Below are 24,997 nucleotides of genomic sequence, written 5' to 3'. Positions count from 1 at the left end.
CTTCGGAGCGCAGAGAAACCCACGTTATTCAAACGTTGGGTTTCTCTTTTGTTTTTATGAGGAAGAGTATGCAATTACTATGGTATCTGAGCTAAATGACGAAACAATTACTTTTATAGACCTCGGGACAATTAGTGGATGACATAGAGAAGGTGTCATTAAATTTTAGCTTAAACTAATTCAGCTTAGACAATTAAATAAAACGCTAGGCGGTTTGAACAATTTTTTCTTTATGAAAGATTAAATCGGAAATGTCTTGTAAAGCTATTGTTGTCTTGTCATCATCATTAAGCTGTATTGATTTACTGGCATTGTTCAAATAAAGTCGGCAGATCCATTTTCGAATGTTGTTATCTAACAGAATATTTAAATAACTAAGGTTGTCACGATAGTTAACGCGATCAGGAGAAATGATATCTTTTAATAAGATCCGCACTGTAATGTAACCCTCAAGTTCTTCTTGCGTTGTAACAATTTCGGGTTTTTCCTCCGTTAACGTTTCAATTGTTGCGGCTACTTCTTTATTCACGATTTGCTCAGAATTTGTGTTGGCAAGTGCTGACTGGAGCTTGTCATTTAATATGTCATTGACAAACTCTTTAAGAGAACGTTTTACAATACCATTAAACTTTTCAATAACTTGTCTTGTTTTCTTACCTGGATAAACATCAGTTAAAATGACGGAAACGAACTCATCTGTAGGATTATCCCATTGTTCCTTTAGATAACGTTTAATCTCATTAGTATACTTTAATTCAGCGGCAGTCGTATTAATACTTTCAACATTAAAATTGTCTTTCTTAAATTTACTTAGCTCAGAAATTTGATGATCTCTTATGTCGAACAAGTTGAATTCAAAAAACGGTGTCGTATCCATCTTGTTTTGTTCTTCTAAGTCAGTATAAAACCTGTAGATTATCCCATTAGTAAGAATAGCAAATTTTGCATTGCTGGTTCCAAAGTATCTAAAGAGCTGAGAGTCGTGCTTAGTTAACTGTTCCTGAATGGATTTGGCTTCGATTAGTATAATTGGTTTTTTATCTTGTATAATTGCGTAGTCTACTTTTTCTCCCTTTTTTATGCCCACATCAGCAATAAATTCAGGCAGAAACTCTTCCGGATTAAATACATCGTAGTTTAGGGCTTGAAAGAAAGGCATGATAACAGAGGTTTTGGTTGCTTCTTCAGTTAAAATACTATCTTTCATTTTTTGCACTCTTTTAGCTAGTGCTCTGATTTGGTCAGTGAATTCCATAACAACATCTCCTAGAGGGTTCCCCATCGGTTGGAGTTTTTGCTTAACTCATCCGGTCCCATTTCAAACCACTCTAAAAAACATATTCCAGCAACTCAATATAGAAAGTACAATTCAATTCAGGTTATACCTTCATACAATATAAGTCATTCTACCTAAAATGCTTATTTCCTTCAAAAAAATAGTATTTCAGCACAGAAGAGTATGAAGGGGATTTTTTACGGAATAAATCGAAAGCGAGAACAAAGCGCAGTCTTGAAGCTGTTGTACATAAACACCACTTGTTCAACTTGTTGAACAGCATTCAAACCCGATAAGTACGATCTCGTTTCGCCTGTGTTTTTTTCTGGCGGGGCTTTTCTATTTTTTCAATAGGTATAATTCGAGTAACATGTGCAATTTCTTCTAATAAAAACCAGAAAGAGCCTTCAACGGTTCTAAGCTGCACTTTTTTGGGGTCTGCTCCCCATTTCGGCAAGCCCTTCATCGTATCTCCAGAATTCAAAATTATGACAACTTCCTGTTCAAGTGTGACTGCCATCTTCAATTCATGCATATTGTTCACGCTCCTTATTATTGTTTTCATCGGTAAATTGGTTGGAAAACTAAAGAGAAATTGAATAATAGCTGTACATTTGCTGGACACCTGCCGGGGGCGGCGTTATGATGGGAATGTTTCGGGGAATAATACCGTAATACGACTGATATTTTAGTGGAACGATACCTCTTTGAAGACAGGTGAAAATGATGAAACAAATATATTTGGACCACGCTGCCTCCACGCCTATCCGTGCAGAAGTTGCGGAAGCGATGATCTCTGTCATGACGGAAAAGTACGGAAATGCTTCAAGCGTGCATTCATTCGGAAGAGAGGCCAAGCGTATGGTCAATGGAGCAAGGGATCGGCTCGCTGCCGCCTTAGGCTGCAGACCGGATGAACTGGTGTTTACGGGAGGCGGCACAGAGAGCGATAATCTAGCGCTGTTCGGTACGATACAGGCTCAAAAATCACGCGGCAAGCACATTATTACGACAGCGATAGAGCACCATGCTGTGCTGCATTCCTGTCAGCAGCTGGAGCGGGAAGGGTTTGAGGTAACGTATCTTCCAGTTGACCGTACCGGGCGTGTTCACCCGGAGCAGGTTGCCGAGGCGTTGCGCCCTGATACCGTGCTTGTCAGTGTAATGTATGGCAACAATGAGGTGGGCACTTTGCAGCCGATTGAGGAAATCGGGCAAATGATCCGCAGCAGGTCCGACGGTACAGTGTTTCATGTCGATGCCGTTCAGGCTCTTGGTGCGGTGCCTATTTCCTGCAATGAACTTCCTGTTGACCTCATCAGTTTTTCCTCGCACAAAATCAATGGACCTCAAGGTGTAGGCGCCCTGTATATTCGTAAAAATTTAATGATTGAGCCGATGCTTTACGGCGGGCTGCAGGAGAAGAAAAGACGGGCCGGTACGGAAAATATGGCTGGAATCGCCGGCTTTGCTAAGGCCGCCGAGCTTGCCGCAGCCGGGCTGGCCGACAGACGGGCGCATGATTTGAATTTGCGTTCAATATTGCTGAGCGGTCTGGAACGTACTGTCGGTTTGGGCAACTTTCATTTAAACGGGAATAAGGATTACCATTTGCCACATATCGTAAATATCAGCTTTCCAGCAATGCAAACAGAGACGATGCTTATGAACCTGGATATGGAAGGAATCGCTGTCGCAAGCGGCTCCGCATGCACCTCCGGGTCGCTCGAACCCTCCCATGTACTCGAAGCCATGAATTTGCCGCAAAATCTTTTGCGCTCGGCGATTCGATTTAGCTTTGGTTTGGGTAATACTAGTGAAGAAATGGAGTATACTGCCGAAAAAGTTGGAACCATCCTGAATCGTCATCGTAAAAAAATATGATGGGCATTGCTTTGAGTTTGTAAAGAAAGGAGGATGCGTTCACTTTTTCATGTGATTTGGAAATGAACAGCAATGAACCCCATCGCAGCGAGGAGGACCTGTGTTCATGAGACTGCAGCAATTGATAGGCTTGGCCGTTTACAATGTGGAGAACGGAAAGCAGGTCGGGAAAGTCCTCGATGTTATATTGAATGAAGATTGGACTATTTCCGGGATTGAACTGGAGGGCAGGCAGATGTTTTCCTCCAGCGTTAAAGCGGTACCCTGGGAAGAGATCGTCGCTTACGGCGAGGATGCCGTCATGATTCGCAATCAACAGGCTGTCCGCAAATGGGAAGCCGAGAATATACAGCTTACCTTCACTTCGGGTAACGGCAAATTGAAGGAGCTTCCTGTTCTTACGAAGGATGGGACGATGATTGGATACGTTGCCGATGTTTATTTTGAACAAGAATTGGGAAATACAATTACTGGTATCGAAGTTAGTGACGGTTTTTTATCGGATCTAATGGAGGGGCGGAAATTGCTGCCGTATATACCGGGAATGATTAAAGGGGAAAATGCGATCATGGTCCCCCCGAACAGTGAGCAACGGCTGGAGAAGACCATGAATTCTGTCAACGGATAGGTGATAAATGAATGATGAAATGTCCAAACTGCAGCTCCAAGGATATTGGGAAGATCGGTTCCCATCAATTTTATTGCTGGGGATGCTTTATCGAACTGACGATAAACGGCGATAAAATGTCGGTGTACCAAGTAGAGGAAGACGGAACGCTCAGCTCTCTCGACGATTTGTTCTTCGGAGAGGAAATGTCCTCGGATTTCTCGCAAATACAGGCATCAACTTAATATTCCCGGCCTGCATTATTGAGGCCGCCAGCCCTTCTTCCTTCGCGGGAGAGGGGCTTTGCTTTAGCATTTCGCCCCGCAAAATGAGCTCTTTTGGCGGGAAAGCTGCACGATTATTTTTTAGCCGCCAGGCATATACTGACCTATAGCCAGTCCACCGCCAAGGAGGGATCGCGCGTGGAGCCGATCATAAAAAGTAAAGTGTTCCGCTATGGAATGTGGCTGCTGCTTGGCCTGGTCATTCTTTATTTTGTATGGCTGCTGCGGCCGATGTTTGCTCTGGTCTTTGGATTTTTAAAAGCCGTGCTTGCCCCTTTTCTCATAGCGGTGATTATTTCTTATATTTTGAACCCGGTGGTACGGATGCTGGGCGGGCGCAAAGTGCCGAGAACGATGGCGGTGCTGCTGATTTATGCGGTATTTCTGACCAGTCTGTCCGTCATATTGATTAACGTCACGCCGATGTTTATTAAACAGCTTGAGGAGTTAGGCGAGCACTTGCCCGAACTGACATTACATACCCAGCAAATGATCAACAGGTGGGACAACAGTCTGCTTCCCGGCAGCGTCCGGCTGGGGATGAACAATTGGTTTTTTCAATTTGAACAGCGGCTGGCCGATACGATTTCTAATTTTCTCAACAATATCGGAACTACGATCGGGGTTATTTTTAATGCGTTTATCGTTCCATTTCTTATTTTTTATATGCTTAAAGACTTTGAAGTGTTTGAACGGATGATCCTGCAGTTTTTGCCGCGAACACATCGCAAATCGCTTGTTTCTCTATTGAAGGAAATTGATGAAGCGCTAGGAAACTATGTACGGGGACAACTGCTCGTATGCGTCATCATCGGCGTACTCGCCTATTTCGGATATATGATCATCGGCATGCCCTTCGCCTTGCTGTTTGCGGGAGTCGTTGCGGTATGCAACATTATTCCTTACCTCGGCCCCTTTCTTGGGGCGGCCCCGGCGCTTGTTCTCGCTACGACCATTTCCTGGCGGATGGTGCTTATGGTGGTGCTGGTCAACACGGTATGCCAGATGATCGAGAGCAATATTATTTCTCCCCAAGTTGTCGGCCGTTCGTTGAATTTACACCCGATGCTCATCATCCTTGCTCTATTGATTGGCGGCGAAATCGCTGGCGTGCCGGGGCTTATTCTCGCGGTTCCCTTTTTTGCGGTACTCAAAGTGGTTATTCATCATTTCTATACGTATTATGTTCGCCGCAAAACAGCCTAGCCGCATTGACAGGCGGAAATTCGCCTTATATACTAATATTGATTTATTTCATGTTGTGTATAAATGTAAATCGTTGACGAAATGAAGTACGTCCCACGTTCATTGTTCAGAGAAGGCGTTCCTTCGCGAAAGATTGGCGGATATGCGATCCGACGGTATAACGCGCTGGCTGAGAGAACCCGATAATGACTGGACGGAAAGCTGATTTCGGAGAGCGAAGAAAATTCGCCGGGTGGTTACCGTTACAAGACCGTTCAAGGCGATCGCTTCATTTTGGCTCATGGGCCCAAGAAGCGATAACCAGGGTGGTACCGCGATTTAATCGTCCCTGAGTTTCAGGGGCGTTTTTTGTATTTTTAAGCCTATTTATGATCTTGTTAGGAGGAACCTGTAATGAAATCTAGTGAAATTCGTTCCAAGTGGCTGGAGTTTTTCGCCAGCAAAGGACATAAAATCGAACCGAGCGCTTCGCTCGTCCCTCATAACGATCCTTCTTTGTTATGGATTAATGCCGGGATGGCACCGCTTAAAGCGTATTTCGACGGCCGGGTAAAACCGGAAAATCCAAGAATCGCCAATTCGCAAAAATGCATCCGCACCAACGACATCGAAAATGTAGGCAAGACGCGGCGTCACCATACTTTTTTTGAGATGCTGGGCAATTTCTCGATCGGGGATTATTTTAAAGAAGAAGCGATTACGTGGGCCTGGGAGTTTTTGACGAAAAAAGAATGGATCGGATTCGATCCCGAGCGTCTGTCCGTTACTGTATATCCGGAGGATGAAGAAGCTTACAAGCTGTGGAATGAGAAAATTGGCATTCCGGCCGAGCGGATTGTAAAGCTGGAGGATAATTTTTGGGATATCGGCGAAGGGCCGTGCGGGCCGTGTACGGAAATTTTCTACGACCGCGGCGAGGCTTATGGCGATTTGTCTGACCCGGACTGCACGCCGGGCGGGGAGAACGAGCGTTTTCTGGAAGTATGGAACTTGGTGTTCTCGCAATTTAACCATAATAAAGACGGCAGCTACACGCCGCTGCCGAATAAAAATATTGATACCGGGGCTGGACTTGAACGATTTGCTTCTATTTTGCAGGAGGTAAACTCCAACTTCGATACGGATCTATTTATGCCGATTATCGGCAAAACCGCTGAAATTTCTGGTGTGAAATACGGTTCAGGCGAAGACAGCGATGTCGCGATGAAAGTTATTGCCGACCATATCCGTACCGTTGCTTTTGCTGTAGCGGACGGCGTACTGCCGTCCAATGAAGGCCGCGGTTACGTCATTCGCCGTTTGCTGCGCAGAGCCGTTCGTTATGGAAAGATGCTAGGGCTGGATAAGCCGTTTATGTATCATCTCGTTGCGACCGTTGGCGATATTATGGGCAGCTACTACAGCGATGTTGTGACGAAGCGTGAGTTTATCGAGAAGGTGATCCGCACCGAGGAAGAACGTTTCCATGAAACGTTGAGCGATGGCCTTGCGATTTTGTCGGAAATTAGTGCGCAGGCCAAGGCCGAGGGCCGTACTGTTATAAGTGGTGCAGATGCCTTTAAGCTGTATGATACGTATGGCTTCCCGCTTGATTTGACCGAGGATTTCGCGCAGGAACAAGGGTTGTCGGTTGACCGTGAGGGCTTCGAGTCGGAGATGGAGGGCCAGCGCGAACGCGCACGGGCGGCGAGTCATAAAGGCGGCAGTATGTCCGTACAGGGTGGGGCTTTGGCTGATTTTACGACTAAAACAGAATTCGTTGGATATAATGAGCTAGATGCCACCACTACCATTTTGGCTATCCTTGAGAACGACACATTTGTCGATGTGTTGTCTGCGGGCGCGAGCGGGCAAATCATTTTGGAGAAGACGCCTTTCTATGCGGAAAGCGGAGGCCAGGTGAGCGATAAAGGCGTTATTTTGAGTGAATCGGGAAGCGCGGACGTAGAAGGCTTGTTCAAAGCGCCGCACGGCCAGCACGTTCATCAAGTAACGGTGAAAACGGGCGAATTGCGCGTCGGGGCGTCGGTGAAGGCCGAAGTGGATCATACATTGCGCGGCGGGATTTTAAAAAATCATACAGCGACTCACCTGCTGCACAAAGCGCTTAAAGAAGTGCTCGGGGAGCATGTCAACCAGGCTGGTTCTTTAGTAGAGCCGCAGCGTCTGCGTTTTGACTTCTCGCATCTGGGCAGCATTTCCGCTGAGGAACTGGCCGAGGTTGAGCGCAAGGTGAACGAGCAGATCTGGAATGCGCTGGACGTCGTCATCGAATACAAGCCGATTGACGAAGCGAAGGCGATGGGCGCCATGGCGCTGTTTGGCGAAAAGTATGGCGATATCGTCCGCGTCGTGCAAGTTGACAACTACAGTTTGGAACTATGCGGAGGCTGCCATGTAAACAATACGGCCGAAATCGGCTTGTTCAAGCTGATCAGCGAGAGTGGCATCGGTTCGGGAGTGCGCCGGATCGAGGCGGTAACTGGCCGCGGGGCGTATTTGTACATGGATGGCCAGCTTGAGCTTTTGAAACAATCCGCAGCACTTCTTAAAGCGAACGTGAATGAGGTTCCGAAGCGTATCGATGCGCTGTATCATCAATTGAAGGAGCTTGGCCGCGAGAACGAGTCGCTGCAGAGCAAGCTAAGTGCAATCGAGGCTAGCGAGCTGACCAGCCGTATCGTCGAGGCAGGAGGAACCAAGCTGCTCGCTGCTCGGGTAGAAGCTGGCAATATGGACATGCTAAGAACTTTAGCTGACGAACTGAAAGTCAAAGTCCCGGATGCCGTCATCGTACTTGGCGCGGCGATGGACGATAAAGTCAACTTTGTCGTCGCCGTACCGCAAGAGCAGGTGAAGCGGGGGATTCACGCAGGCAAGCTGGTCAAAGAGGTTGCAGCCGTATGCGGCGGAGGCGGAGGCGGCCGTCCAGATATGGCTCAGGCCGGGGGCAAGGATGTCTCCAAGCTCGAAGACGCTTTGCAAGTCGCGGAAAAGTGGATTGCTGCCCAAGCATAATGACAGGATCCGATGCCGGATCATCATTCGAATAGCTTCGCGGTTGAAAGGGAACTTTTTGAAGCCGCTCTTTAGCCGAAAATTTCCTTAAAGAACGCACATTATGATATAGTAAGGGTAGACTAAGAAGGAATCAGACTGCGATCAAGAAGGCGTATGTCTTAAGAAGCGAGGTGTCATCATGGACTATATGGATAAAACCGTCAAGTTTAATGTCAAAGGTGATCAGCAGGAGGCGTCTGCGCAGGAAATTCTTCTTACGGTATATGAAGCATTGCAGGACAAAGAATATAATCCGATCAACCAGATTGTCGGCTATTTGCTATCAGGAGATCCGGCATATATACCGCGCCACAACAATGCGAGAAGTCTGGTGCGCAAAAAAGAACGTGACGAGTTGATTGAAGAACTGGTAAGATTCTATATGTCCAGTCACCGTTAGGAGCATGGCATGAAAATTATGGGTCTGGATTACGGGGACCGCAGAATCGGGGTAGCTGTTAGCGATGTTTTCGGATGGACCGCCCAAGGTGTAGAAGTCATAGAACGCCGGCGGGAAGGCGAGGAGTTCGATCGTATTGCGGAGCTGGCCAATCAGCATGAGGTCGAAGAGATCGTAGTCGGTCTGCCGAAAAATATGAATGGCACGGTTGGTCCCCGTGGCGAAATATGCAAGGCCTTTGCGGAGGAGCTTCAGGACAGAATCAAGCTGCCCGTTCATCTTTGGGATGAGAGGCTCTCGACAGTTTCCGCGCAGCGGACGCTCATTGAGGCGGATGTGAGCAGGAGACGACGCAAAGAAGTTGTGGATAAAATGGCCGCAGTTTTGATTCTACAAAATTATTTAGACTCTAAGAGTAAAAAGTGAGGGTGATCGCACATGTCTAAGGATCGTATCGGCAATGAAGAAGAACCGGAAATTATTTACATCCCTGACGATGAGGGCAATGAAGAAGAGTTCGAAGTCATCATGAAGTTTGAGGTTGACGGTTCAGATGCGAAGTATATGATGGTCGTTCCTCTTGATTCCAATGAAGAGGAAGAGGCCGAAGAGGTATACGCGTTCCGTTACGAGGAAGACGGCGATGATCTGAAGCTGTACACGATTGAGAGCGACGAGGAATGGGAAATCGTCGAGGAGACGTTCAATACGTTAATCGATGAGTTTGACGGGGAGGACCACGATTGATGACGGAGTATTCCGCCGCCACTGTAGTTTGGACTTCCCGGGTACAGGATGCGTTTGGTTCTGTCGTCGAGCTTGAGGATGAACAGGGACGAGTGGCTAATTATACAGTCGAGAAGGAATTTGACGTTGCAGGCAGCTCGTATGCCGTTCTCCGCACAGAAAATGGTGGAGCAGATGCCGAACCGGAAATATTCAAAATTATGATCGATCGGGAAGGGGCCTTGGAGCTCGTCACGATTGATGATGACGAAGAATGGGAGAACGTGTCGGAGCTGTATGACGAGCTGACTTTTCCAGAGTAGCCAGGAGGGGCTGGCGGCACGCATTAGAGCTATCAATACATGCTGTTGCATGTCCCTCTTGGAGATGTGGCAATGCGTGCATGTTCAAAAGGGGCAATCGTTGAACGAGATCTCTTATAGATAAGTCTGAGAAGGGCGGATACCGCCCTTTTTGGCTGTTAAGGAGCTGATTGGTTGAAGAAAGTATGGAAGTGGTTCATTTCCTTGCTGCTGCTAATGTTTGCAGGCACAGGCGCACTGGCAGCTTATGGCTATATGGAAATGCAGCCGGTTAAACCATCACAACAGGCTGTCCAAGTGACGATACAACCGGGGACAGGCACGACTGCGATTGCGGAAATACTGGAAAACCAAGGTCTGATCAAAAATTCTTTTCTGTTCAAATCGTATTTGAAGTGGAAGGCTGAAGGCAGCAAATTTCAGGCAGGGATATATGAAATGCAGCCCGGGATCACTTATGACGAAATTATTAGTAAATTGAACAGCGGCGATGTAGTGAAAGCGGAAATGATCCGCTTTACTATTCCTGAAGGCTACACAGTAAAACAGATGGCGGATAAGCTAGCTGAATCAGGCTTTGCCGATAAGGAGACCTTTCTTGGCCTGGCCAAAGAGGCGGCCGGAATCGACGAGGCATTGCTTGCTTTTCTTCCTGCACCATCCGGACTGACTTATCGCCTGGAAGGCTACTTGTTCCCGGAAACCTATGAGCTGGAGAAGGGAAGTACAGAAGCGGACATCATATCCAGAATGCTTCAGGAGACGAACAAACGCATTAAGCAAATTCCTGAATTTGATCAAAAATTGAAGGCCCGGGGGCTTGATTTTAACGAGCTGATGACCGTTGCTTCATTAGTAGAGCGCGAGGTAGTCGCCGATAGCGAGAGAAGCCTCGTTGCCGGAGTAATTTACAACCGCATTGCGCAGGACATGAAGCTGGAAATTGACGCCACTGTACAGTATTTGCTTGATAAGCCGAAGGAACGGCTGCTATATAAAGATCTGCAAAGTGTGGACAGTCCTTATAACACCTACATGTATAAAGGCTTGCCGCCCGGGCCGATCGCGGCGCCCAGCCTGAAGTCGATTGAAGCTGCTCTGGAGCCGAAGTCATCGGAGTATTTGTTCTACGTGACTAAAAAGGACGGCAGCGGCGAGCATTTATTCGCCAAAACCTATGCAGAACATTTACAGAACATTAAAAAAAGTAAGGAAACAGCTAATTAACCGAGGTGGATGAACATGGGAAAAAAACCGGAACTTCTTGTCCCTGCCGGTTCTCTAGCGGAATTGGAGAGCTATTTTGAGGCTGGTGCCGATGCGGCGCTGATCGGGGAAGAGAAATACGGGATGCGGCTGCCGGGCAGCTTCACGATCACTGAAATAGCGGATGCGGTGAAGCTGGCTCATGAGCGGAAGGCAAAAATTTACGTAAGCATGACCAACCTTATAAGCAATGAGCTGCTCGAGGAGCTTCCGCTTTACTTGCAGCAGTTGGAGCAGGCTGGGGTAGATGGCGTGCAATTCGGAGATCCGGCAGTGCTGCAGGCTGTAAGATCGCAAAACCTAACATTGAAATTGCACTGGAACGCCGAGATGACATCGACCAACTATGCAACAGCGAATTTTTGGGGGAGCAGAGGGGCGTCGCGGGTTGTGCTGGCCCGGGAGTTGAATATGGATGAAATTACGGAGATGCAGCCGCATCTCAAGCTGGAGTCAGAGGTGCAAATTCATGGCATGACGAACATTTATCATTCTAAACGGCGCCTTGTAGACAGCTATATTACTCATCAAGGCAAAGTTCTTCAACAGCCGGAGCGTGAATTCGGCAAGAGCCGCGGTCTGTACTTGATTGAGGCAGAGCGGCCTGAGGAGAAGTTTCCTATTTATGAGGACGGTAACGGCACGCATATTATGAGTTCAGATGATATTTGCATATTGGAGGATTTGCATCTTCTGATGGCTGCAGGTCTGGACAGCTTTAAAATTGAGACGCTGTTAAAGGACGTCAGCTACAATACGGTGGTCATTCGTGTATATCGGCGGGCGATCGACAGTTACTTTAACGATCCGGGTGAGTATGAATTTGATGAGAGCTGGCAGGATGAAATTCGGGAAGTACAGGACCCGGACCGTGAGCTGTCATTCGGATTTTTTTATAAAGAGCAAGTATATTAATTTGTTGCAAGAGGTGAACGAGGATGCAAACTAGAGAGAGACAGCGGCCAAAATACACAGGGAAACGCTATCGTTTAGACAAGCCTGAGCTGCTGGCACCAGCGGGGAATTTGGAGAAACTGAAATTTGCGATCCACTATGGGGCGGATGCCGTATATATTGGAGGGCAAAAATACGGCCTTCGTTCAAATGCGGACAATTTCAGTTTTGACGAGATGCGTGAGGGCGTACAATTCGCTAATCAATATGGCGCCAAAGTGTTTGTGGCGACGAATATTTATGCCCATAATGAAGATATCGAAGGAATCGAACAATATTTGCGGAACTTATACGATGTAGGAATTTCCGCGATCATTGCCGCAGATCCGATCATTATCGATACCGCCCGCCGTGTTGCTCCTGGACTTGAAGTACACCTGAGCACGCAGCAATCTACGCTTAACTGGCAGGCCGTGAAGTTCTGGAAGGACGAAGGGCTGCCCCGGGTCGTGCTTGGCCGTGAAACGAGCATGGAAGAAATTGAGGAGATCAAGAAGCAGGTCGATATTGAGATTGAAGCTTTTATTCACGGGGCGATGTGCTCTTCCTACTCCGGGCGATGTGTACTGTCCAATCATTTCACGGACCGTGACTCCAATCGCGGCGGCTGCTGCCAGTCCTGCCGCTGGAAGTATGACTTGTTTGAAGAAGGCCATCAAGAAGAGGTCTGGGTATCGGAAGAAGAGCTGGCGATGGAGCAAGGGCGCCAGGAGAATAAAACAGGAATTACCCCGCTCCCGCTCTTCCAGGAAGAAGACAACCCGTTTACGATGGGCTCTAAAGATTTGTGCATGATTAATCATATTCCTGATTTAATCGATGTCGGCATTGACAGCTTCAAAATTGAAGGCCGGATGAAATCGATACATTACGTGGCCACCGTTGTGAACGTCTACCGACAGGCGATTGATTCGTATATAGCTGATCCGGAAAATTATGTGCTTCGGCCCGAGTGGCTGGAGGAAATCAACAAAGCAGCGAATCGTCCGCTCAATACAGGGTTCTTCTATGATGCGCCGGATCATGAGGATCATATTTATGAGCCGGAGGAAAAGGCGGCGCCTTATGATTTCGCTGGGCTGGTCATGGAATACAATGAGGCGGACGGGACGGCGGTCATCCAGCAGCGGAATCATTTCAAGCCTGGGCAGCAGGTTGAATTTTTCGGGCCGAACGGCACTTTTTTCAAACAAACCGTTGGCGTTCTTTGGGATGAGGAAGGCAATGAGCTGGACGCCGCGCGTCATCCGCTGCAGCGAATCAAGATGAAAGTGGATCAGCCGGTTGCGTACTTTGATATGATGCGAAAAAGAAAATAAGCTGAAAATGACTTGAAGAGAGTCTTTTGTTATATAGGACAAAAGACTCTTTTTTGCTGTCTAGCTAACTTTTTTGGCTTAATGTTAAACTCAAAAGTAATATTTACCGATAATAAAAAGGAAAAGGTAGGTTTTTGTCGAATATAAAAGTATGAAATGCAGGAAGAATTTATGAGGTTAGAGGCAAGACCTCAATCCTATTTCTACGAGTTTTACTATTATGAGTGGTGGGTGATCAACATGAAATTGGTTCCTAAGAAGGAGAACCAAGCTAAAGACAACAAGAAAGAAATTAAGAAAAGTAAAGACGAAACGCAAGGCAAAGCAGGACTTAGCGTGTGGAGAAATAGAGCAATGGCTGCTTTAGACAATCTGCCAAAGGATATTAATCCTTCTAGGTCTGTAGGTATTCGTTTGTTTCTTATTTTCTTTGTTGCCATTATGTTTTTCGTTTTGGCGATAGGTATTTTGTCCTATCAAATGGCGAGAGGAACGATTGAGAAAAATGCTGAAACTGCGAGCCAGCAGACGATCGTGCAAACCTCCCAGAAGCTGGACATTATTTTCCAAAAATATGAAGAAACACTCCAGCAAGTATTTTTGGACGATGAAATGCAGAAGGCGATACGGGATGCTTCGCTTTCCACTACGTCCGACTATGACCGGTTTACGACTTCGAACCAAATGAGAAACCGGCTGAATTCGATGACATTCTCCAGTAAAGGTGTAGTTGCCGTTTATATGGTGCCTGGGGAAGAGGATCTCGTTGGCGCAGTAACATCAGGCAGTGCGGATAGCGCGTTTGTTAACAATATCCGCAATGAGCCTTGGTTTGATGACATGGCAGCAACCTCCCAAGTTAAATGGATTACAGCTTCAAGCGAAGGTTCAAGCGGAACGCAAATTTTCAGGCTTGTCAGATCGGTTCAGAGCGTCAGCAGCATGAAACGCTTCGTACTTGTCGCCGATATCAATCTGGATGTTTTGAATGGATATTTGCAGGAGCTTAACCTTGGCAGCGGCTCCAAGGTGCAAATGCTGACGCCTGACAATATCATTGTCGGCTCTTCAGTTGAAGGAGAGAACGGAAACCCGTCCGAGTTTAATTTCGAGAAGAAAGAAGATGAGAAAACGGGCAGCTCCCGCATTAAGGATAGCCAGGGCAAGACCGTGCTTTCCGTCTATAATACTCAGGAAAATTCAGGCTGGACCCTGATGGGGGTACTTCCTACAGATCAACTGACTAAGGATGCGAGAGGGATTTTGGTTACTACGTTCATTTCCTTGGGAGTTGTAGCTCTTATCGCTATTCTGATCGGTATTTGGATGGTTAGAATGATCGCTCGTCCGCTCGTTCAGCTTAAAAATCTGATGGAAGAAGGCTCGAAAGGGAATCTTAACGTTCGAATGGAGCCTAAGTCCAAGGACGAAATTGGCATGCTTACGAACAGCTTTAACGTGATGATGGAGCAAATTACACAGCTCGTGCAGCAAACGAACAGTTCGGCACAGGAAGTGCTGAATACGGCGGCGGAGTTGACCCAAGCCTCGAACAAAACGGCAATTTCCGCCAAGGAAATCGCTATTGCTACGGAAGAGATCGCTAACGGGGCAACAAGCCTTGCCAACGAAGCCGAGCGTGGGAACGAACTGACCGAAAATATTTCCCGGCAAATGGATCATGTAATTAATGCTAACAAAGAGATGGAAACATCGGCTCGCCAGGTTGAAAGATCCAGTCAGCAAGGTACGGAGTACTTGAATGATCTTCTGCAGAAAACAAGCGTAACTGGTGAAATGGTCAATGCGCTTACTGAAAAGGTGGACGCTTTGAAATCAAGCACCTCTTCGGTATTGAAAGTTCTTGATGTGATGCAGAACATTACGCAGCAAACGAATATTCTGTCGCTTAATGCGACGATTGAAGCCGCTCGTGCCGGGGCAGCCGGACGTGGATTCATGGTCGTTGCCGATGAAATTCGTCAGCTTGCCGATCAATCCCGTCAATCCATAACGATGGTAGGCGAAATCACTGACAATATTCAAAAAGAAATGAATGAAACGGTCCAGGCCCTGTCTGAAGCAAGCCCGCTGTTCCAGGAGCAGATGAGTGCCGTGAAAGAAACGAACCAAATTTTCGTTTCTGTACAGGAGCAAATGGAAGGGTTTGTCCATTACCTGGATTCCGTGACGGAATCCATCGACGAGCTGAATCAATCCCAGACTGTCCTGTCCGAAGCGATGAGTAATGTTAGCGCTGTAGCACAGCAATCGTCGGCTACTTCGGAAGAGGTTGCATCACTGAGCAGCGAGCAGGAAACGATCGGTGGCCAGTTGGTTGAGTTATCTAATAAACTAGAGAACGTGTCCACCGGATTGAAAGAATCCTTGTCCAAATTTACCGTTTAATTGAAATAAAAGCTGTTATATTATGGACAATGCAAGAGTATATGTTACTATAGTAGTAAAATCTTATTTGAGGTGATTTAGGATTGATAGGTCGTAGCGGCAACCCGACATTGAATGATGATACGTTCCAGCAGGTCGGATATCATTCCGGACAGGATGTAATGACGATTGAAGGCACTGTGAATAAAATTTTTATTACACTTGCCGTACTGCTTGGCGGTGCATTTGCTTCCTGGTCCATGTATTTCAGCGGGCAAAACGTAGTTCCTTACGCCATAGGCGGAGCAATAGGCGGTTTGGTGCTGGCTCTCATTATTACATTTAAGCCTACAACAGCTCCCTACCTTGTCCCGATCTATGGAGCGTTGGAAGGATTGTTTCTTGGCGCAATTTCTGCAAGCTTTGAAACATTTATCAACGGAATTACATTGCAAGCAGCGCTGCTGACGATGGGGGTATTCCTCGCATTGCTGTTAGCTTACAAGACAAGAATAATTAAAGCGACGGAAAACTTTAGGCTGGGAGTATTTGCTGCCACTGCCGGTATTGCGATCGTTTATCTGTTAAGTTTTATTCTTGGATTATTCGGCGTTACGGTTCCGTATTTACATGATAGCACTCCGCTCGGAATCGGTATTTCCGTCGTTATCGTTATCGTAGCAGCGTTAAATCTTGTGCTGGACTTTGACTTTATCGAGAACGGCGCTAAGCAAGGCGCTCCGAAGTACATGGAATGGTACGGAGCTTTTGGTTTAATGGTTACACTGGTATGGCTCTATATTGAAATGCTGCGTCTTCTGTCCAAAATTGCGAGCAGAGACTAGGAGCAAATTACAGGTTGACGAGGTGGAGAGACTTCCACCTCGTTTTTTATATTTGCAGTAACTGTAATTACCCGGGAGTGGATCAAAAGTCCTTATATTGCAGTTATCCTATAGTAGTATATATAGCCCGGTGTTATGTAGTCTTTAGAACTATAAAATTTAGGACGTTCGCTTTCGATAATAATAGATAAGGCTTACAGAAAATAGACTTTTTTTCCTGACTTTCGGGAGCGCTGCCACTTTACTGCCACTTACTAAATAAGAAGGGAGGGATGACTGTTTGAGAACCCATGTGATGGAGCTTAAGGTTGGAGACAGGCTAAAGGAAGATACGTTTAACCGTGTTGGGCTTCATATTTTGCCTAAGGGAACCGTGATTCAAACTGAGCAAATCGCTTTATTAATTCGGCAAAGCATCGATTATGTTGATATTGAACCGCACGATGGAAGCGAGACGGAACCTGCGGAGAACGTAAGCTTCAGTCAGAAATTGCAGGAAAACTTTGATAGAACTATTCAGGGTTATCAAGCTATATTCCTTGAAGCTTTGACGACAGGGAAATTTAATCAATCGATGGTTGACGAAAAGCTGCTGCCGACATTGGAAGCGCTGGATAAGCGTAAAAATGTATCTTCATTGCTTTACATGCTTAGTCATGATGATGTGAACATTTATAATCACTCCTTACAAGTTGGATTATTATCCTATTACATAGCTTCCTGGCTCGGCTACTCCAAGGAGGAGTGTCATGAGATCAGCAAAGCAGGTTATTTGCATGACATCGGTAAAAGCCGTGTGCGGCAATCTATAAAAAATAGAGGGAATGACCTGCAGGGCGAAGAACTGGAGGAAATGAAAAAGCATACGAATTACGGATATGACATTATTCGTGAATCGATGAAGGATGATGAAGGCATCGCCTTAGCTGCACTTCAGCATCACGAAAAAGAAGATGGAACTGGTTACCCTCTAGGAATCGGCAAAAAGGAGATCCATCCTTATTCACAAATCGTCGCCGTAGCCAATACTTATGTGAAGATGACTACCTCGACTAGACAAGACACCCAGGGAAGTCTATTAAATGTTCTGCGTAAAGTGTATGAGCTTGGCTTCAATAAGCTGAACGAGAGCGCAGTGCAAGCATTGACTAACAATTTGCTGCCGAGTTTTATTGGCAAGCGTGCACAGCTAAGTAATGGGGAAATAGCGACGATCGTGTATAATAATCCCACGGACATATTTAGGCCATTAGTGAAAGTGGATGATTTTTTCCGCGACTTGTCACGGGAACGCAATATTGAAATTGAAGAAATATTGTTATAAATAACGAGTTGTTTGAGCCCGACCGGAGCGATGCCGGCCGGGCTTTTTGTCGTTGGGGTGTGAAGAAGCTTTTCCCAGGAAATAATGAGAATAGCGAAAGGTGGATGACGATGACATTACTTCGGAAAAAACGCATATTTTATATTTTAATAGGGTTTTCATTTTTACTCTGCCTGTATGCAGTTAGAATAGCATGGATTCAATACAATTCTGCCACAAAAGCGTTAAGCGCTTCCGGTGTGACGATGAATGAAATGGCGGTGCGGCAGCGGGAAGAAGGAATCGAGCTCGATTCTGGCAGAGGGCAATTTCTGGATCGTTATGGTTATTCTTTAACTGGTTTGACCTTATGGGTCCCCGTTCTATTTCCAGTCAAGGATTTGCCGGACTTCAAGCAATTGACGGATTTAGCTAAGCTGCTTGGTGTTACCGCTACCGATTTGAAAGGGAAATGGTCCGATCTTCGAGCGCCATATATATGGCCCGTTGCTGAGAAGCAGACTCCGCTTGTCTTATCGAGAGAGGAGGCCGCGAAATGGACGCAGGTCAACGGCTTCAAAATACTTCCCTATATGCAGCGTTATGCAGATCAGGCTTCCGGTAAACAGTGGCTTGGCTATGTCTCTCAGCGGCCTGATGTCATTCATAGCTTGAATGAACAAAATAACAGCCGGTTTATTCCTTTAACGATGCAGGTAGGAGCAGCGGGTTTGGAGCGCACTTTCGATTCATTTCTGCGGGGAGTCGGATCAACTCGGGCAGCACTTGCCGTTGATGGGAAAAAACGGCCGCTCTTTGGACTCGGCATTCGCTTGAAGGCAGAAAATGACCGTTATTATCCGTTGTATGTTCGTACGACGATCGATGGCGCGCTGCAAACGCAAATAGAAAATTTAACCGAACAAATGGGCATCCGGGAAGGTGCGGTAGTTGTACTTGATGCGCAGCAAGGAGATGTCGTCAGTATGGTATCGCGTCCATTTTTTAATCCGCGGGATATTGATCTTAAGCAAGGCGGGTGGAGCAATCATGCGGTCAAAGCTGCCGTTCCCGGCTCCATCTTCAAAACGGTAATTGCCGCCGCCGCATTAGAGGAAAAGCTGACCTCACCGAATGAAGTATTTGTATGCTCCGGGCACTATGGGAAATATGGACTTTCCTGCTGGAAAGAAGGAGGGCACGGAAAAATTACGCTGAGGCAGGCGTTTGCCCAGTCCTGCAACACGGTTTTTGCTGCTTTGGGCGAGCGGCTTACAGCTTCCAGCATTCAAAATACAGCCGCCAAACTGGGGCTGGGACGCACGGTTGGATGGTATGATCCGTCATTCAGGGGAGGGATGCCATTAAGACAAATTGATCAGGAAGAGGCTGGAGCTGTTTTTGCGTCTGGGATCTATGCGGACGGCGGCGTAAGGGTACAGACAGCTCTCGGGCAGCGCGATGTGATGATTTCTCCGCTCCAGGCTGCCAACATGGTCGTAACATTACTGCATCGGGGGCAGGTAGCTGCACCTCGTCTTGTGCAGGATATTTACTTCAAGAATGGTGCCCGGATGCTTGAATTTGCACCGAGTTATTCCTCTTCTCAACTAGGCAGCATTTCGCAAGCGACTGCGGCGGTGCTGCTGGACTTGATGGGAAGTGTGGTAGAAAGCGGCACCGGACGGTCATTGCAAGCGGCCAAATGGAAATTGGCCGGTAAGTCAGGAACTTCCCAAGTTGTTTCCGCGGGGCGTCCTATGAATCACCAATGGTTTATCGGTTATGGCCCGGTGGAGCAGCCCCGCTATGCGGTCGCGGTGCTTGTGGAGAACAGGCAGCCAAATTCGCCTCATCAGGCAACTGCATTATTTCGGAGAGTAATGGACATCTTGGCAGGGAGAGAAGAGATATAGTAAAATAAGGACTCTAATTATGGATTTAATATGATAAAATAAGAGGGATGCTTTTAGAAGCCTTTGGGCCCGCCAAAGTCATTGAATGAGATAGAAAAGTGGGGAATAAAGACATGGAGACTTTGTTGCTGTGGTTATTTTATTTTTCAACTTTATATGCTTTTATACCCGGCTTAATCACGCGATTGTTCGGTTTTCGTGTATTTCGGCGCGGATCAGGTATGGATGAATTCGCTCTTACGTTTGATGATGGGCCGGACCCCATTTATACGGCGCAGCTGCTTGATTTGTTGAAGAAATATAAAGCGAAAGCTACCTTTTTTGTAGTCGGCTCCAATGCGGAGAAATATCCGCATTTAATTAAGCGGATGCACGAGGAAGGCCATTTGATCGGTATTCATAATTATGTGCACAAAACAAACTGGTTAATGGGTCCAGATGCTGTGAAGAAACAAATTCAACGTACCAACAATATCATATTTGACATCGTTGGCCACAAAACACAATACTACCGTCCTCCTTGGGGAATCGTTAATTTATTTGATTTCGCTAGAAGAAATGAAACACAAATCGTGTTGTGGTCGTCGATGTTTGGCGACTGGCGGCAGCGTCTAGGAGCTGACCGGCTGACGAAGCGTATGCTGAAAAAGTTAAAAGGCGGGGAAGTGTTTCTGCTTCATGATTGCGGGAAGACTCTCGGCGCCAATGCCGGAGCACCGATTGAAATGCTTATCGCTTTAGAACGGGTGCTGCAAGAAGCAGAGAACAAGGGGCTTGGAACGATACGGATTGACGATATGATCCACAAGAACGAGACGCTCAAAAAAAAGGCCAAAAGACAGACGGCCTTAGCTGCTCAATCAAAGGAGACGCCAATGGCAAACAATAAAAAGCTGAACCTGCCAAGGGGCAAGAGACTTCTTGTTTATCTATGGCTGTTGTGGGAAAAGGTGTTTCACTTATTATTCCAGCTAAGAACAACAAATAAGTCTGACCCTGTCTTTCATTTTCGCATACGACCGTATCGGGGCGAGCCCGTAATTATGCACGGCGGCATTGAACTGGTTAGCGGGGATCAGGTGTTGGAGCTACATTTTGATAACAAAAAATTGTTTGAAATCGGCTCGCGTTCGCGAACCTCTCTTCAGGTAGCTATACAGATGATCCGCGGGGTAGAGAAGACCCTTCCTGAACTGGCCCAATATGTTCATAGCCATCCCGAATTGCTGCAGGTTAAGGCGCTTTACGGTGTAACCATGATCAATCGTGGACCGGAGCAATTTGGCTTCACCGTCACGGATTTGCCAAATGGCTTGTTTGCCAGAACTACGCGCGTATATTTAAAGTTACTTATGGCGGTCATTCATCCTTCCGGCGGAGACCGGCTGAAGCAGCGCTCATCTCATGAACTTGTCCCTAAGCTTCTCCTAATGCCGATAGAGCTGCTGCTAGATAAATATTCTGAGGACGGTTCTCATCGGCAATATTCAAGCAAGGAACATGAAGGAGAAGCAGCTGATGAGAATGCGCCGGAAGATGCAGCGCTAAGTGCGACCCAGCCTTGCTAAGTGTAACCGAGCTGTGCTAAGCACAGCCAAGCTCAGCCCAGCCTTGCTAAGTGTGACAGAGCTGTGCTAAGCTCAGCCCAGCCTTGCTAAGTGTGACAGAGCTGTGCTAAGCGCAGACCAGCCTTGCTGAGTGTAACCAAGTCGTGCTAAACGCAACCCAGCCGTGCTAAAGAGGCGTTCGTCCTCTTCCTGCTATCAGAACAGGATCAGAAAAGGGGCAGCTCCACATTTTTGAATGTAGAGCTGCCCCTTGTTATGCCGTTATTTCTTTATAAATATAAGAATGAGTTAAATTTTCATTACCCCGCCGTTGCTCGCATTTGTAACCAGCTTGGAGTAACGGGCCAAATACCCTGTCTTCACCTTTGGCTCAAAGCCTTTCCAGTTTGCACGGCGGCGAGCCAGCTCTTCATCGGCAACATGCAGTTCAATTTTGCGGTTGTTCAAATCGAGCTCGATGATATCGCCGTCTTCTACAAAAGCAATCGGTCCGCCCTCAGCGGCTTCCGGTGAAATGTGGCCGATACTGATACCGCGTGAAGCTCCAGAGAAGCGTCCGTCTGTAATTAGACCGACTTTGGCTCCCAGTCCCATACCGGCAATTTGCGAAGTAGGCGCGAGCATCTCTGGCATACCCGGTCCGCCTTTCGGCCCTTCGTAACGGATAACGACGACATGGCCTTCTTTCACTTTGCCATTTGCGATGCCTTCCAGCGCTTGCTCCTGCGAGTCGAAGCAGATGGCAGGACCTTTATGGTATCCGCCAACCGAAGGGTCTACCGCACCAACCTTAATGACGGAGCCTTCTGGTGCGAGGTTTCCGTATAGGATGGCGAGGCCGCCTTTCTCGGAATGCGGGTTGTCGATGGCATGGATGACTTCGTGATCATGAATCTCGCATCCGGCAACGTTCTCGGCAAGCGTTTTGCCTGAAACGGTCATTTGATCACCATAGATTGCTCCAGGCTTCTTCAGCAGCTCATTGATCACGGCGCTTACGCCGCCAGCCCGGTGAACGTCTTCGATAAAATGATCGGATGCCGGAGCCAATTTCGAAATATGTGGCACGCGGTTCGCCACTTCATTAATACGCTCCAGTGGATAATCGATACCAGCTTCATGAGCCAATGCCAACGTATGAAGCACGGTATTAGTTGAACCGCCCATGGCCATATCGAGAGCGAAGGCGTTGTCGATTGATTCCTTGGTTACAATATCACGAGGTTTCAGATCTATCTTGATCAGCTCCATCAACTGGCGGGCGGATTGTCTTACGAAATCCTTCCGCGCCTCGTCGACCGCCAGAATCGTTCCGTTGCCCGGCAGGGCGAGCCCCAGCGCCTCGGCGAGGCAGTTCATAGAATTGGCTGTGAACATACCTGAGCAGGAACCACAGGTTGGGCATCCGTACTGCTCCAGCTCGAGCAGTTCAGCGTCGTCGATTTTACCAGCTTGGTGAGCTCCTACACCTTCAAAGACAGAAGTGAGAGACAATTTACGGCCTTTGCTGTCCACACCAGCTTTCATCGGACCACCACTGACGAACACAGTTGGGATATTGACGCGAAGCGCGCCCATCATCATCCCTGGAGTAATTTTGTCACAGTTTGGAATACATACCATCCCATCGAACCAGTGAGCCGATACTACTGTCTCCAAGGAGTCAGCGATAATTTCCCGGCTCGGCAAGGAATAGCGCATCCCAATGTGTCCCATCGCGATCCCGTCATCAACACCGATGGTGTTGAACTCGAACGGAACGCCACCGGCTTCACGAATCGCCTCTTTGACGATTTTTCCGAATTCCTGTAAATGGACATGGCCTGGCACGATATCGATGTAGGAGTTACAAACCGCAATAAACGGCTTGCCGAAATCCTCATCCTTCACACCTGCAGCCCGCAGCAAACTGCGGTGAGGAGCGCGGTCGAAGCCTTTTTTAATCATATCTGAACGCATTTTCTTGGCAGTCATGGTTGCCTATCCCCCCATAAATGTATATTGTGATTTTGGAACTTTACACCGCTAAAGGTTTTCTCTAAAGTCTATCATATGTATACGGCTTTTTCTAGCGGATGATAATCATTGGAAAGAAGGTTTTATATTTTTCGGAAGCATAAAAAAAGAAGCCCCAGTCTAATCTGGAAACTTCTTTGTCTAATGGATGAGATTTCATCCTTATTTATTGTTAGTGTTGCGAGCTTCTCCGCCCATGCGTCCGATTCTGCGGTAAAACTCCTTGTCATGCTTCTCGGAGGTGGCTTCCCCGCCTTTTTGGCCAATCTCTTGATAAAATTCTTTACTGTGAGATCTGGAGGTAGCCTCCCCGCCTTTTTGCCCAATTTCCTGATAAAACTCTTTGCCGTGGTTTTTGGAGGTGGCCTGTCCTCCCAAGCGTCCGGCTTCTTGACGGCTCATTTTGCCGTTACCGCGTGCCATTCATATCAACTCCTTCAGTTCATTGTTTTGCTTTGCGTATGATTTAATTACCACAGTAAGTTAGTTTGAAACGCGGGAATTGAAAAAAGGGCCATAAGGCCCTTGGAGAGTTCCGCAAAATCAAAAATCATTAATGCTTGCCTGCAGCTCCCATTTGCCGGAGGGCCCTGCGTTCTATGGCAAGCAGCCATTGTACGGACGGCTCAATGACCGGTGCTGTCCACTTCCGGACTAAGGAATGACTAAGAAGCAGGGTCAATAGAACAGCGCCGGCAATAACGATCAGCGCAGCTTCAGGACTCCCCACGTAATCATACAGCGGAGAGATTGCGGCGATCCGGATAATGAATCCATGCAGCAGGAAAACGTATAAGGTACGGCGTCCTAAATCAGTCATTCTGCTCTCCTGCAGCGGAACAAAAGATAGAAAAGCGAAGCCCGCAATGAATTGCAGCGCGTAGAGACCCAGACGAAGCAATCCGGCATGCCATTCGTAGTGGCCCATTTGTCCGTAAGTCATATTGCCATATAACCAGCCGGCCTCTAAATCATTGCCCCACAGGGCGGCTGCAGTAATGACGGCCCCTGCCAATGCGAGCAAATATAATCGGGTTGTACGGGTCAGTATTTTTTCTAAAAATGCGAAAGAAAAGTGGTAACCGCCGATAAAGAAAGGCAGGTATACAAATGTACGGGAAAGACTGAACCAAAGGCCGTCAATTTGCAGGTAGCCGACAAGTACGCCTAACAATATGGACAGGGCTAGCTGCTGCAGCGGCGTCCATTTATTCATCGCGAGGAGCAGCAGCCGCCAGCATAAATGGCTTGCCAAAAACCAAAGCAGCAAATAAGGAGCAAAGAAGGAGTGCCGTATGTGCTCTACCCGAAAGACAGTCATATCGAGCAAGGAATATAAGCTTTGGAATATGACGTATTGCAAACCGATTTGCAGCATCAATTTGCGTCCGGGCTGACCGAGCAGATTAGATTTGGCGAAGTATCCAGTGACAAAGACGAATAAGGGCATGTGAAAGGTGAAAATCCATACATATAAAGTATGCATACTGCTGATTTGTGCAATCAACGGCTCAATAGCATTGCCAACGAAGACGCAAACGATAAGTAAAAAGCGCAGGTTGAGAAAAAAAGTCTCCCCTCGCTGATTCGCTGTGTTTGTCATGACGCATCCTCCCTCAACCACGCATGTTCTGGAATGAAAAGTGACGAAATTAA

22 protein-coding genes are annotated in these 24,997 nt (G+C 47.1%); 17 read left to right on the top strand and 5 right to left on the bottom strand.

Features of this window, described 5'->3' with window-relative positions; genetic code table 11:
- Positions 1-205: 205 nt before the first annotated feature.
- Together G358_RS0124455 and G358_RS0124450 are read right to left on the bottom strand one after the other, a co-directional pair.
- A complete protein-coding gene (locus tag G358_RS0124455) occupies positions 206-1,255 on the bottom strand; it encodes a type I restriction endonuclease (RefSeq protein WP_019639899.1) in 1,050 nt (349 codons plus the stop codon).
- A 304-nt stretch (positions 1,256-1,559) separates the two neighbouring features.
- A complete protein-coding gene (locus G358_RS0124450) occupies positions 1,560-1,811 on the bottom strand; it encodes a hypothetical protein (RefSeq protein WP_019639898.1) in 252 nt (83 codons plus the stop codon).
- A gap of 191 nt (positions 1,812-2,002) precedes the next feature.
- On the opposite strand from G358_RS0124450, the gene G358_RS0124445 reads away from it, so the two are divergent.
- The 17 genes from G358_RS0124445 to G358_RS0124365 all read left to right on the top strand — a co-directional run bounded on the left by G358_RS0124445 (position 2,003) and on the right by G358_RS0124365 (position 21,325).
- Positions 2,003-3,160 (top strand): cysteine desulfurase family protein, encoded by a 1,158-nt coding sequence (locus G358_RS0124445; RefSeq protein WP_019639897.1) that lies wholly within the window; start codon positions 2,003-2,005, stop codon positions 3,158-3,160.
- A 106-nt stretch (positions 3,161-3,266) separates the two neighbouring features.
- Complete coding sequence (locus G358_RS0124440; protein ID WP_019639896.1) at positions 3,267-3,788, top strand: PRC-barrel domain-containing protein; 522 nt, start codon at positions 3,267-3,269, stop codon at positions 3,786-3,788.
- Positions 3,789-3,802: 14 nt separating this feature from the next.
- On the top strand, positions 3,803-4,012 hold the full coding sequence (locus G358_RS0124435) for a hypothetical protein (protein ID WP_026342448.1): 210 nt from the start codon (positions 3,803-3,805) through the stop codon (positions 4,010-4,012).
- A gap of 216 nt (positions 4,013-4,228) precedes the next feature.
- Complete coding sequence (locus G358_RS0124430; RefSeq protein WP_420836072.1) at positions 4,229-5,257, top strand: AI-2E family transporter; 1,029 nt, start codon at positions 4,229-4,231, stop codon at positions 5,255-5,257.
- Between the two features lie 393 nt (positions 5,258-5,650).
- Positions 5,651-8,275, top strand: coding sequence for an alanine--tRNA ligase (alaS, locus tag G358_RS0124425; RefSeq protein WP_019639893.1), 2,625 nt, complete (start codon positions 5,651-5,653; stop codon positions 8,273-8,275).
- A gap of 181 nt (positions 8,276-8,456) precedes the next feature.
- Complete coding sequence (locus G358_RS0124420) at positions 8,457-8,717, top strand: IreB family regulatory phosphoprotein (protein WP_019639892.1); 261 nt, start codon at positions 8,457-8,459, stop codon at positions 8,715-8,717.
- Positions 8,718-8,726: 9 nt separating this feature from the next.
- Complete coding sequence (gene ruvX, locus G358_RS0124415) at positions 8,727-9,143, top strand: Holliday junction resolvase RuvX (RefSeq protein ID WP_019639891.1); 417 nt, start codon at positions 8,727-8,729, stop codon at positions 9,141-9,143.
- Positions 9,144-9,155: 12 nt separating this feature from the next.
- Positions 9,156-9,464: a DUF1292 domain-containing protein gene (locus G358_RS0124410; RefSeq protein ID WP_019639890.1), complete on the top strand. Its 309-nt coding sequence runs from the start codon at positions 9,156-9,158 to the stop codon at positions 9,462-9,464.
- The gene (locus tag G358_RS0124405; RefSeq protein WP_019639889.1) at positions 9,464-9,766 is read left to right on the top strand and encodes a DUF1292 domain-containing protein; all 303 of its coding nucleotides are present in this window, start codon (positions 9,464-9,466) and stop codon (positions 9,764-9,766) included. The genes G358_RS0124410 and G358_RS0124405 overlap by 1 nt, the downstream gene beginning before the upstream one ends.
- A gap of 174 nt (positions 9,767-9,940) precedes the next feature.
- A complete protein-coding gene (gene mltG, locus G358_RS0124400; RefSeq protein WP_019639888.1) occupies positions 9,941-10,993 on the top strand; it encodes an endolytic transglycosylase MltG in 1,053 nt (350 codons plus the stop codon).
- A 15-nt stretch (positions 10,994-11,008) separates the two neighbouring features.
- A complete protein-coding gene (locus G358_RS0124395) occupies positions 11,009-11,947 on the top strand; it encodes a peptidase U32 family protein (RefSeq protein WP_019639887.1) in 939 nt (312 codons plus the stop codon).
- A gap of 23 nt (positions 11,948-11,970) precedes the next feature.
- Positions 11,971-13,305 carry a peptidase U32 family protein gene (locus tag G358_RS0124390; protein WP_019639886.1) on the top strand — a complete coding sequence of 445 codons (1,335 nt, stop codon included), beginning with the start codon at positions 11,971-11,973 and terminating at the stop codon, positions 13,303-13,305.
- Between the two features lie 240 nt (positions 13,306-13,545).
- Complete coding sequence (locus tag G358_RS0124385) at positions 13,546-15,714, top strand: methyl-accepting chemotaxis protein (RefSeq protein ID WP_019639885.1); 2,169 nt, start codon at positions 13,546-13,548, stop codon at positions 15,712-15,714.
- An 83-nt stretch (positions 15,715-15,797) separates the two neighbouring features.
- Positions 15,798-16,538, top strand: a complete 741-nt coding sequence (locus G358_RS0124380) for a Bax inhibitor-1/YccA family protein (protein WP_019639884.1) — start codon at positions 15,798-15,800, stop codon at positions 16,536-16,538.
- 280 nt (positions 16,539-16,818) lie between these two features.
- Positions 16,819-17,862: an HD-GYP domain-containing protein gene (locus G358_RS0124375; protein WP_019639883.1), complete on the top strand. Its 1,044-nt coding sequence runs from the start codon at positions 16,819-16,821 to the stop codon at positions 17,860-17,862.
- A gap of 110 nt (positions 17,863-17,972) precedes the next feature.
- A complete protein-coding gene (locus G358_RS0124370; protein ID WP_019639882.1) occupies positions 17,973-19,757 on the top strand; it encodes a peptidoglycan D,D-transpeptidase FtsI family protein in 1,785 nt (594 codons plus the stop codon).
- Positions 19,758-19,870: 113 nt separating this feature from the next.
- Positions 19,871-21,325, top strand: coding sequence for a polysaccharide deacetylase family protein (locus G358_RS0124365; protein ID WP_019639881.1), 1,455 nt, complete (start codon positions 19,871-19,873; stop codon positions 21,323-21,325).
- 288 nt (positions 21,326-21,613) lie between these two features.
- On the opposite strand, the gene ilvD is transcribed toward G358_RS0124365, so the two are convergent.
- From ilvD to G358_RS0124350, 3 genes are all read right to left on the bottom strand, one after another.
- Entirely contained in the window at positions 21,614-23,299 is a 1,686-nt protein-coding gene (ilvD, locus tag G358_RS0124360) for a dihydroxy-acid dehydratase (protein ID WP_019639880.1), read from the bottom strand.
- 204 nt (positions 23,300-23,503) lie between these two features.
- Complete coding sequence (locus G358_RS0124355; protein WP_019639879.1) at positions 23,504-23,764, bottom strand: KGG domain-containing protein; 261 nt, start codon at positions 23,762-23,764, stop codon at positions 23,504-23,506.
- Between the two features lie 130 nt (positions 23,765-23,894).
- Positions 23,895-24,944 (bottom strand): acyltransferase family protein, encoded by a 1,050-nt coding sequence (locus G358_RS0124350; protein ID WP_019639878.1) that lies wholly within the window; start codon positions 24,942-24,944, stop codon positions 23,895-23,897.
- Between the last annotated feature and the right edge of the window lie 53 nt (positions 24,945-24,997).

This window comes from Paenibacillus fonticola DSM 21315 (assembly GCF_000381905.1).
GTDB classification, from domain to species: Bacteria; Bacillota; Bacilli; order Paenibacillales; family Paenibacillaceae; genus Fontibacillus; species Fontibacillus fonticola.
This window is presented reverse-complemented; position numbering and strand designations above follow the sequence as displayed.